This is a genomic window from Streptomyces sp. SM1 (assembly GCF_002910825.1).
Taxonomy (GTDB): domain Bacteria; phylum Actinomycetota; class Actinomycetes; order Streptomycetales; family Streptomycetaceae; genus Streptomyces; species Streptomyces okerensis.
Genome location: NZ_NEUB01000088.1, coordinates 1 through 10,499, shown reverse-complemented (window position 1 = coordinate 10,499; position 10,499 = coordinate 1). Strand labels below are relative to the sequence as shown.

The following is a 10,499-nucleotide window of genomic DNA, read 5'->3' as shown; positions in this document are numbered from 1 at the left end:
CCGTCCCGCCCGACGACGCCACCCCCGACACCCCGCGGCCGACCGCCGAGCGCACCCCGGACCGGAAGGACCCCGGCGCGGACCCCGACTCCGACCCCGAACCCCAGGGCACCTCCTCCGGCACCGCCGCGCCGGAGACCACCGCCGCCCGCAGCGGGCCGGCCACCTGCCGGGTCGACTACGACCTGGTCGACCAGTGGCACGACGGCTTCCAGGCCGACGTCACCGTGACCACCCGGCACCCACTCGACTCCTGGAGCGTCGGCTTCACCTTCGGGGACGGCCAGCGGGTCACCCAGATGTGGGACGCCTCGGCGAGCCAGGACGGCCCCCGGGTCACCGCCACCGCCGCCGACTACAACAAGACGGTCGCCGCCGGCGGAAAACTCGCCTTCGGCTTCACCGCCTCCTGGGCCGGAAGGAACTCCCCGCCCACGGACGTCACCCTCGACGGCCATACCTGCGCGAGCAGGTGACCCGCACCGGCCGCCCTGCGGGGCGAGTCGGAACCGATGAACACGTTCGGGCAGATCCCATCGTCTGATGAGAAGTCGACCCGACCGCTCTCCCTACGCTGACGACGTGACGGAACAGCAGGTGGTGAACGGTCCGGGGGAAGCGCGGGACTCGGCGGTGTCCGGGCACCTGCGATGGATACACGACCTGCTCGACCGTCTCCGTCTGCCACCCGAACGCCGGGACGCGCTGCGCTCCCGGCTTCGGGCGGTCGACGCGCGGGCCGCCGACCCGGAACTGAGGGTCGCGGTCTTCGGTGAGGCGTCCAGCGGCAAGAGCACCCTGCTCAACGCCCTCCTGCGACGCCGGCTCCTGCCTTCTTCGGCCCGGGTGACCACGCACACCACGACCGTGCTCAGGCACCGGGACGATGCCGAGGGCATGGTGGTCCGCACCACCGACGACTCCGTACTGGCATGGCCGTCGAGGGAGTTCTCGCAACTGACGGGACGGCAGCACACCACACGGCCGGGCGACCTGGAGACCGCCCTGGAACGCGTACTGACCACTGACCTGGCCACGCGGGTGACGGACCTCGAGGTTCTGTCACCCGTCCCCCTGCTGGGCGGCGGCACGGCGGTCCTGGACACCCCGGGGTTCAGCGTGACCGAACCGGGGCACCGGCAACTGGCCGAGGCCGCCGTGCGGCAGGCGGACCTCGCGCTGGTCGTGGTGCCGGCCGTCTCCGCCATGTCGATGACCCTGGTGGAGTTCCTCGACGGGCCGCTGCACGACCACCACGACCGGTGCGCCTTCGTCCTCACCAAGATGGACCTGCTCGACGACGACGAGCGCTCCGAGGTCGTCGAGACCGTCGAGAACCGGCTGAGGGATCTGGGGATCGTGGATCCGGTGCTCCTGCCCTGCGCCCCGGCCCAGGCACTGAAAGAGCTGACCGCCGTACCGGGCCGGCCCGGCACGGGTCCGTCCGCGTCCCGTCCCCGTGGCTCCGGTCCGGACGCGCACCTGCCGCGCTTCCTCGCGGTCGAGGCGCGGATCGCGGAACTGGCCGCCACCAGAAGACGGTCCGCCATGGCGGCCACGGTGCTCGCGCTGCTCGCGGAACTGCTCCTCGCCGTGGAGGAGGCCGCCGAGTCCCAGCGCTCCGCACTCCTGAGTACGGAGCAGCGGCTGGCAGCCCTTTCCCTGCCCGACTTCCCGGCCTTCCTGGGCGCCTGGTCGCAACGCGTCCTGGACCGGGTGGAGCGACAGCTCGGCCGTGCCGCAGCGGCGGGCGTGCCGGCCGGCTCCCGGGCGGCACTGGACGCGGCCATCGCCGAGGCCGTTGCGGGGGAGAGGATCGGCAACATCGCCGAGGCCACCGAGAACGTCTCGCGCATCGTCCGTCTCCACCTGCGGGCCGATGCCGAACGGACCGTGCACGCCGCGGTCGACCAGGCCGGTGAACTGCTGAAGTCCGAGGCCCGGAAGCTGGCGGAGGACTTCACCGCCGAGTACAGCGCACTGGCGGGACTGGCCGGCGAGTCCTGGACCGCACCCGCGGCACCCCGGGTGGCGGTCCGGGGCCTGCCCGCCCCCGACCTCTCCGGTGTCGACCGGCGACTGACCGAGATCGGCACCCAGCTGACTGCCGGGGGCAAGCTGCGTACCGGAGGCGGGGCGATGGCCGGAGCCGTCGCCGGCAGCCTGATCGCCCCGGGCATCGGCACCTTCATCGGGGGCGCGCTCGGCGCACTCATCGGCAAGGGGAGTCACGAGGCGGCGCGTACGCGGTTCCTGGAACGGATCCAGCCGATCGTCTCCGCCGCGTACGAGGAGATCGGCCTCCGCGTCGGCGAGTCCCTGCTGCGCGTCCGCGTGGGTGTCACGGAAAGCATCGCCGAACTCTGCGAGCGGTACGACGGCCAGTGGGGTGCGGAGATCGTCCGGCTCACCGCCGCACACACCCGGCAGCGCGCCGAACTGGCCTCCGGGATCACCACCATGGACCAGGCCGCGGCCGCCGCGAGGCGCCGCCGCGAAGACGTCGCCGCACTGCGCGGCGACGGGACCGCCCCCGATCCCGAGGAGATGTGACCTGTGGACGACAACTCCCTGCCCGCCGGCACCCCGCCGCCCACCACCACCGACCACATCGCCGATGTCGGCGCCGCCGCACCCGGCTGGCTGCGGGAGGCCCGCATGCTGTCGGACGCCCACGGCCTGGACCGCATCACTGCGGCCCTGGAGACACTGGCCGCCGAACGCGGCAGGCCGGCCTTCCGGATCGCGGTGGTGGGCGAGTTCAACCGGGGAAAATCCACCCTGATCAACCGGCTGATCGGCCGCGAGATCCTGCCGGCGGGGCCGCGCCCGGTCACCCGCGCCCCGGTGACCGTCCGTGGGGCCCAGGCGGATTCGCTGCGGCTCACGTGGCCGGACGGACGCCATGAGACGCGCGGCCTCGACGCCGGTGACGCGTGGGACGGACTTGTCGGTCCTCCGCCCGCTCCGGGGCCCGGCGACCATGATCCCTTCCCCGGACCGGTGCCGCAGGAGCCCGCGGTGGTCGCCTCCGTGGCCGACGCCTGGCTGCGGGAACTGGGCGCCGAACTCGTCGACCTGCCGGGCGTCAACGCCGGGGGCGCGGAGCAGTTCGAGCGGGTACGCGCCGCCTCCGCCGCCGTCGACGCCGTGCTGTTCGTCGTCTCGGCCGTCTCCCCTCTGAGCAGCACCGAGATCCGGCTTCTTCAGGAAGAAGTGCTCTGCCGCCACGTCCCCTTCGTCGCCGTGGTGGTGACCATGCTGGACCTGGTCGGGGAAGAGGACCGCGAGGAGACCCTGGGGCACCTCGGCGAGCGTCTGTCGGAGCTGCCCGGCGACCTCCCCTTACTGCGGGCTCCGGAACCGGGCGCCGGGGAGCCGGAGTTGACGGCCCTGCGTGCCCTTGTCGAGGACTTCACCGGAGGCAGCGGGCGCACGCTCTGGCGCGACCGGCGCATCGCCGCCCAGGTGGCCGACCACTGCGAGGCCATGACCGGGATCGCCGCCGCCGCCCTCGCGGCCGAAGGGCTCTGCGACACCGGGGCCGACGAGCAGGCCGTCCGGGACGACGCACTGCCGGAGAAGGAGGAACAGCACTGGAAGCAGCTGCACATCGACCTGACCGAACGCCGGCTGACGCTCACCGCACGCCTCCGACAGCAGATCCACAAGGAGCGCGACGGACTCATCGAAAGGCTGCGCTGGGAACTGGAACGCTCCCCGGACCCGGGCGGCTGGTGGGAACGCGACCTGCCGTTCCGGCTGAGGCACGAACTGGCGTTGCTCGCCCAGCGGTGCGAACGCACCGTGCTGCCCGGCCTCGCCGCCGACACCGACTGGCTGGACGCCGAGGTCGCCCGGCGGATGCCCGGCGCCGTCCCCGTCCCCGCTCCGGACCGCGGCCCCGCCTGGCGCGGACCCACCGTGGAACCGCAGCTCACCGGTGAGATCTCCGACCTGACCCGGACGCGGCTGGCGACCCGGCTCGGCGCCCAGGGCGGTGCCATCGTCGGCTACTTCATCGCCCTGGCCCGCGCGGTCCCGGTGCCGATGATCTACGGAGCGGGGTTCAGCCTCATGGGCGGCCTGCTGGCCGAGGGCGCGATCCGGTCCGCGACCGAACGCCAGCGCAGCGAGGTCGACGCCGTCCTCGTCCGCGTCGTCGACGACGGCACCACGGCCTTCCTGCGGCAGGCCCTCGACCTGCTGACGGGCATCTACGCGGACGTGTTCGACCGGCTGGAGGAGTCCCGCACGGTGTGGCACGACACCCGGAGCGCCGCGCTCGCCGCCCCGGCCTCCTCCGGCACCGACTGGCCGGACCTGGCCCACGCCGCGTCCGCCCTGGCCGTACGCATCCGCACCGCACTCCGGGACTGAAAGAGAGAGTGACGACCATGACCACCACGGAAGCGGCAGGTTACGACACCGCGGGCGCCCAGCGCCTGCGCCTGACGGAGATCTGCAGGGACCTCGGGCGGATCGCCGAACGCATCGGCGACGTCGGGGCGCAGAACGTCGTGACCGATGTGCTCGGGCGGATGGACACCGACGCCTTCCACGTCATGGTGGTCGGTGACTTCAACCGCGGCAAGTCCACCTTCGTCAACGCCCTGCTGGGCGCCAAGGTGCTGCCGGTCAAGGCCACGCCGGCCACCGCCGTCATCACCGAGGTCAAGTTCGGCGACCCTCCGGCCGCCCGCCTGTGGCGGGAGGACGCCACGGAGCCCGAGACGGTCCGCCCCGAGGAACTCACCGCCCTCATCACCGTCAACGGCAAGGAACGCGACCGACGCAGCCCCTTCGTCAAGGCCGAGGTCCTCTGGCCGCTGGACCTCTGCCGCCGCAACGTCGTACTCATCGACTCACCCGGACTCAACGAGCACGCCCAACGCGACGAGATCACCCTCGGCCATCTGGCCAAGGCGGACGCGGTGATCTTCCTGCAGCACGCGATCGCCCCCATGAGTATCAGCGAGTCCCAGTTCCTCACCTCCTACCTGGACGCCCACGACCCGTTCTTCGTCTTCACCTACTTCGACGCCATCGACCGGACCGAGCGCGCCGACGTGACCGCCGGCGCGCAGGAGCGCATCCACCACCTGCGCGGTGAGGACCGGGACGAAGGCCGCTTCCACTTCGTCGACGCCAAGGCCGCGCTGCTCGCCCGGATCGCCGACGACACCGCGGCGTACGAGGAATCGGGCGTGGGCGACCTCGAACGGGCCCTGGAACGGTACCTGGTGAGAGAGCGCCACAAGGTGAAGCTACTGGCTCCGGCACGCGCCCTGCGCGGCCTCGCTCGTGAGCTCGACCGCAACATCCCCCACGAGCTCGCCCTGCTCGAGGCGAAGTCCACCGACCTGGAACGGGACTGGGAAGCGGCTCAGCAGCCGCTGCGCGACCTCGAGGTACAGGCCCGGCAGATCTCACTGGACCTCCGCAACCAGACCCGGATGCTCCAGGACCGGGTGGAAACGCTGCTCGCCGGCTACCTCGCGTCCGTGGCGGACGAGGCCCCGACGCTCGCGGCCGGGGTCCCCCTGACGGCCAGGATCGGCATGAACCCGCTGAAGGTGAAGGAGCAGGCCGAACAGGTCACCCAGGAGATCGCCGCCGGCACGGCCAGGGCCCTCGAGTCGAAGGTGGCCGCCTGGGTGAGCGACTCGCTCGAACCGGTGATCCTCCAGGACATGGAGAAACTCGCCGAGCGGATGAACGCCCAGCTCAGTTCCTTCGAGGCCCGTATGTCCGAGCTCCGGATCAGTCTCACCGGCGTGGAGGACGCGGGCCGGGCCGGGGAACGCCAGGAGGAACAGGCGCTCACCAGGTTCGTCTCGGGTGCGGCCGGACTGATTCTCGGCGGTGTGGCCGGCGGCATGGTCGGGGCCCGCTTCGGAGCCAAGGAGGCGCTGCGCACCCTTCCGGTCACCATGGCCATCGTCATGGCCTGGATGTTCACCCCGTTCGGGCTCCCCACCCTGGTCGGCAGTATGGTCGTGCACGCGCTCATCAAGGGCAAGCAGGCCGGAGGACGCCTGGAGACCAGGATGCGCGAGGCGGTGGGCCGGGAGATGTCCACCCAGATGCGGCTGGCCGCGCCCGAGCAGGCCCGCGAAGCGGCCGAGGCATTCGCCACCACGACCATGGACCCCATCGCCCGGGAGATCACCGAAGGAATGTCCGCCCGCATGCGGGAGCTGACCCGCAGTGTCGAGTCGGCCCGGGAGATCTGCGGGCAGGGCGAGGCGGCCGTCGCGGAACGCCGCGCCGCACTGCGGGAGCTGGACACGCTGCTCCGTCGTGCCGGTGACGATCTCGGTGACCTCACCGACGAACTGGCGCTGCTCTGATGGCCCGTTACCGCGGGCGCCTGTGCATGGCCGTGGACCTGCGCCAGTACAGCCGCCACACCTATACCGGGCAGGCCGACGCCCAGGTGAGGCTCCGTCTCGTCGTCGAGCACGCGATGCGCCGCGCACGCATTCTGCGGGTCCGCACGCAGCAGCAACTGCAGGGCGACGGCCGACTGCTGGTCTTCCCGGCCCGTACCGACGTGGTGCGGGCCGTCCCCGAGCTGATCCTCGGCCTCCGGGACGGGCTGTACGAGGCGAACCGGACGCCCGGGGCGTTCGGCAGGATGAGGATGCGGGCCGCACTCGCGCAGGGCTCCGTCTCCCGGGGCGAGAGCGGCTACCTGGGCGACTGCGTGGTGCTGGTCAGCCGGCTGGTGGACTCCGGGGAACTGCGCGGCGCGCTGGAGCGCAACGAGCACAGTGACCTGGCCCTCGCCGTTCCGGACGAACTCCACCGGGACGTGATCCTGCGGCAGTCCCGGGGGCTGCCCGCCCCGGACTTCCGCCGCAGCGAGGTGATCATCGAGAAGAAGGCGTTCGCGGTCGGCGCCTGGCTGTACGCACCGCGGTCGGCGCCGGCCAGGGATCCCAGCCCGGAACCGGTGATCTGGGGGCACTCACCGCGGCGCGCGGCACTGCGGGAGTACGTCGTCCCCGCGCTGGGCGCCGCCCACCTCGCCGCCACCGTGGTCGCGCACAGCCAGGTCCTGCGGGAGTGGGCGGTACCGGGGTCCGCCGTCACCGGCCGCCAGGACGACGACTTCGACGGGCCGGACGGGGCAGGGGGAGACCCGCATGGCGCCGGCCACCCGGACACCCAGGCCCAGGCTCCGCACGGCCCCGACATCCACCACCCGGACGTGTCCCACGACGACGTGTATCACGACGACGCGTCCCACCAGGGGGCGCACCCCTCCGGCGGGCACGATCCCGGCCCGTACCCTTCCGCCGGTCCGTACCACCCGGATCCGTACCACCCGGATCCCTCTCATCCCGACCCACACGTCCCCGGCTCGGACGACCCCGATCCGCACCACCAGGATTCCGGCCCGCGCATCGACCACATGGGCCATGTCGACCACTTCGACCAGGGCGGGCACTGAGAGATGGCCGAACACGTACCGACCACAGAGGAACTGGCGGCAGCTGTCGCCGCGATGGCTTCGTTCCAGCAGGTCACGCAGCAGGCCGATGCCAAGGCCGGGACGATGGTCACCGTGCACGTCGGTCTCGCGGCCGTCGTCGCGACCCAGGTCGGGTCCGCCGGTGCCCCGGCGTCCGCCGCGGGTCCGGTGGCCGTCGTCTTCTGGCTCGCCGCCTTCGCCTATCTGCTGAGCTTCACCGTGTCCGGCTACCTGCTGGTCCAGGTGATCCGCCCGCGCACGGGGAGACACACGACGCCGAACCGCTTCTCGCTGGACGCCGCCCACCACTCCGGGGCGCCCGGCGACCAGCTGGCGGCCCAGGCATGGGCGACGGCGGCTGCCATCGCCCGTATCGCCTCCCTGAAGAACCGCTACACCGCCCGCGCCGTCAGCTGGGTCGCCGCGATGGTCCTGGCAGCGGCGGGATGGCTGGTGCTGGCCGGGGCGACGCCATGAGAGGCGGGCCGTCCCCGTACGCGCCGGCGATCCGGCTGAGTTCGGAGGCGTCGCGGACCAGGATGCGCCGGTACCCGGTCTCGATGACCCGGTCCTCGCGGAGCGAACGCAGCACTCTGTGGACGCTCGGTTCGGAGGCCCCGACCAGCGCCGCCAGTTCGGGCTGGCTCAGGGAGACCCCGATCGAGATGCCGGCCTCGCACGGGCTGCCGTACACCCTGGCCAGCTCGCCGAGCACCCGCGCGACCCGGGTGCTCACCGCCGAACCTCCGAAGTCCTGGCGCCGCCGGGTCGCCCAGCGCAGCTTGCCCGCCACCACGCCCATCACCGCCTGCGCGGCGTCCTCGTGCCGGGCGAGGGCCGCGAGGAAGTCCTGACGCGTGATGCTCTTCGCCAAGCCGGCTCCGGCCGCCACGACCGTGGCCACCCGTGGCTGACCGTCGAAGCAGGCCAGCTCGCCGACTATGTCGCCGCCGGACCGGACCGCCAGCAGCGCTTCCCGGCCGTCCTCCGTCGTGGCCAGTACCTTGAACCAGCCGCCCAGCAGAAGGAAGACGTGCGAGCCGTGGTCGCCCTCTCGCAGAAGGCGCTCGCCTCCCTCGTAGCGCACCGGTCGCCCGAGGCGGATCAGCTGGTCCCGTGTCTTCGCCGACAAGGTGCCCAGCAGGCTGGCAGCCGGCCAGTGCGGTTCGGCGGGCCGCGGAGCGGGCCCCGTGCGCGCAGCACTTGACGTCATGGAAGGGCCCTTCACGTCACCGTTCGTTTTCGGCCGAGATGCCGTCCGTCCCACATTGTGTGCCCAACTCGTGTGCTCTGCACAGAAGTCGGGGGATCCTGTGCGGCTCTCCGGGAAGGGGCGCCTTCCGGGCGGGCGACATGGTAGAAGCGCCGGGAGGAGTAGGGCCGCCGCGGGCGCCGGCGCCCGTCGTGAAAACCGGTGGTGCCCGTCTCCGGACCGCTCTATGGTGACCTGGAGGTTGTGCGGTGGCCACGCAGGCTGCCGCTTACGAGCCGCGAAACAGGAGGTGTGACCGATGACTGTCATGGCGAGCGGTGCTGCCCGCACCCGGACTTTCGTTCATCCCACTTCCGTGGCCCTCGGCTGACACTTCCTCTTCCGCCGCGCCTGTGAGGCGCGCTGCCGGGGCCGCCCTTCGAAGGGTTCCCCTTGAACTTCTCCTCTTCTCTGTCGGCTTCCTCGCACCCTCTCGCTTCCCTCGGCTGGGACGAGGAGTGGGAAGCCGTGTTCTCCCCGTACGGTGCGCAGGGGCTGCTGCCCGGCCGCGTGGTGCGGGTCGACCGCGGGCAGTGCGACGTCGTCACCGCCGGCGGGGCCGTGCGGGCCGACACCGCGTTCGTCACCCCGCACGACCCCCTGCGGGTCGTGTGCACCGGGGACTGGGTCGCCGTCGACCCGGCCGGGGCCGTGCCGAGGTATGTGCGGGCGTACCTGCCGCGCCGTACCGCCTTCGTGCGCTCCACCTCCTCCAAGCGGTCCGAGGGGCAGATCCTCGCCGCCAACGTCGACCACGCCGTCGTCGCGGTCTCGCTCGCCCTCGAACTCGACCTGGCCCGGATCGAACGGTTCCTGGCGCTCGCCTGGGAGTCCGGGGCGCAGCCGGTGGTCGTGCTCACCAAGGCCGACCTCGTGCCCGACGGCGCGACCCGGGCACATCTCGTCCGGGACGTGGAGAACAGCGCGCCGGGCGTACCTGTTGTCACGGTCAGCGCGAGGGACGGGGACGGGGTCGACGTACTCGCCGCCATCGCGGCCGGCGATACGTCGGTGCTGCTCGGGCAGTCCGGGGCCGGCAAGTCCACCCTGGCCAACGCGCTCCTCGGCGAGGACGTCATGGACGTACAGGCCACCCGGGACGTCGACGGCAAGGGCCGCCACACCACGACCACGCGCAACCTGCTGGTACTGCCCGGCGGGGGAGTCCTCATCGACACCCCCGGCCTCAGGGGCGTCGGCCTGTGGGACGCCGGAACCGGCGTCGGCCAGGTGTTCGCCGAGATCGAGGAGTTCGCCGGGGGATGCCGGTTCCACGACTGCGCCCACGAGAGCGAGCCGGGCTGCGCGGTCCTCGAAGCCATCGAGACCGGTGACCTGCCGCAGCGGCGCCTCGACAGCTACCGCAAGCTGCTCCGTGAGAACCAGTACATCGTGGCCAAGACCGACGCCAGGCTCCGCGCGGAGATCCGCAAGGACTGGAAGCGCAAGGGTGCCATCGGCAGGGCGGCGATGGAGGCCAAACGGGGCCGGCTGCGGTAGGGCCCTCTCGCCACCACCGTGATGTCCGATTTCCGCCAGCCGGGGCTTCCCGGGTGGCGGAGACTGGACGGTGTGATGGACGAGGACAGCAGGTACGAGGCGGTGCGCAGCCGGGACGCCCGGTTCGACGGGGCGTTCTTCTTCGCCGTGGAGACGACCGGTATCTACTGCCGGCCCAGCTGCCCCGCCGTCACGCCGAAGCGGCCCAACGTGCGGTTCTTCGCGACCGCCGCCGCCGCGCAGGGCGCCGGGTTCCGGGCCTGCCGG

The 10,499-nt window shown here is 72.2% G+C and carries 9 protein-coding genes; 8 read left to right on the top strand and 1 reads right to left on the bottom strand.

From position 1 onward, the window contains the following. From B9S61_RS02060 to B9S61_RS02035, 6 genes are all read left to right on the top strand, one after another. Window positions 1–476: cellulose-binding domain-containing protein (locus B9S61_RS02060; RefSeq protein ID WP_181007195.1), on the top strand; the 476-nt coding region annotated here is incomplete at its 5' end. 106 nt (window positions 477–582) lie between these two features. Then, window positions 583–2,553 (top strand): dynamin family protein, encoded by a 1,971-nt coding sequence (locus B9S61_RS02055; RefSeq protein WP_181007194.1) that lies wholly within the window; start codon window positions 583–585, stop codon window positions 2,551–2,553. A gap of 3 nt (window positions 2,554–2,556) precedes the next feature. Then, a complete protein-coding gene (locus tag B9S61_RS02050) occupies window positions 2,557–4,380 on the top strand; it encodes a dynamin family protein (RefSeq protein ID WP_103540647.1) in 1,824 nt (607 codons plus the stop codon). A 17-nt stretch (window positions 4,381–4,397) separates the two neighbouring features. Beyond that, window positions 4,398–6,353: a dynamin family protein gene (locus tag B9S61_RS02045; RefSeq protein ID WP_146064675.1), complete on the top strand. Its 1,956-nt coding sequence runs from the start codon at window positions 4,398–4,400 to the stop codon at window positions 6,351–6,353. Beyond that, window positions 6,353–7,459 (top strand): hypothetical protein, encoded by a 1,107-nt coding sequence (locus B9S61_RS02040; RefSeq protein WP_103540645.1) that lies wholly within the window; start codon window positions 6,353–6,355, stop codon window positions 7,457–7,459. The genes B9S61_RS02045 and B9S61_RS02040 overlap by 1 nt, the downstream gene beginning before the upstream one ends. 3 nt (window positions 7,460–7,462) lie before the next feature. Beyond that, entirely contained in the window at window positions 7,463–7,957 is a 495-nt protein-coding gene (locus B9S61_RS02035) for a hypothetical protein (RefSeq protein WP_103540644.1), read from the top strand. Here B9S61_RS02035 and B9S61_RS02030 read toward each other — a convergent pair. After that, window positions 7,890–8,693, bottom strand: coding sequence for a Crp/Fnr family transcriptional regulator (locus tag B9S61_RS02030; RefSeq protein WP_103540643.1), 804 nt, complete (start codon window positions 8,691–8,693; stop codon window positions 7,890–7,892). The genes B9S61_RS02035 and B9S61_RS02030 overlap by 68 nt on opposite strands. A gap of 432 nt (window positions 8,694–9,125) precedes the next feature. Here B9S61_RS02030 and rsgA point away from each other — a divergent pair, with 432 nt between their 5' ends. Both rsgA and B9S61_RS02020 read left to right on the top strand, forming a co-directional pair. Continuing rightward, window positions 9,126–10,232: a ribosome small subunit-dependent GTPase A gene (gene rsgA, locus B9S61_RS02025; RefSeq protein WP_103540642.1), complete on the top strand. Its 1,107-nt coding sequence runs from the start codon at window positions 9,126–9,128 to the stop codon at window positions 10,230–10,232. 75 nt (window positions 10,233–10,307) lie between these two features. After that, the coding region (locus B9S61_RS02020) for an Ada metal-binding domain-containing protein (RefSeq protein WP_308457745.1) at window positions 10,308–10,499 on the top strand (192 nt) is incomplete at its 3' end.

What these genes read in the sequence shown, in the direction of transcription:
- B9S61_RS02045 (WP_146064675.1), top strand. Translation starts at nt 4,398, where the DNA reads ATGACCACCACGGAAGCGGCAGGTTACGACACCGCGGGCGCCCAGCGC.
- B9S61_RS02040 (WP_103540645.1), top strand. Translation starts at nt 6,353, where the DNA reads ATGGCCCGTTACCGCGGGCGCCTGTGCATGGCCGTGGACCTGCGCCAG.
- B9S61_RS02035 (WP_103540644.1), top strand. Translation starts at nt 7,463, where the DNA reads ATGGCCGAACACGTACCGACCACAGAGGAACTGGCGGCAGCTGTCGCC.
- B9S61_RS02030 (WP_103540643.1), bottom strand. Translation starts at nt 8,693, where the DNA reads ATGACGTCAAGTGCTGCGCGCACGGGGCCCGCTCCGCGGCCCGCCGAA.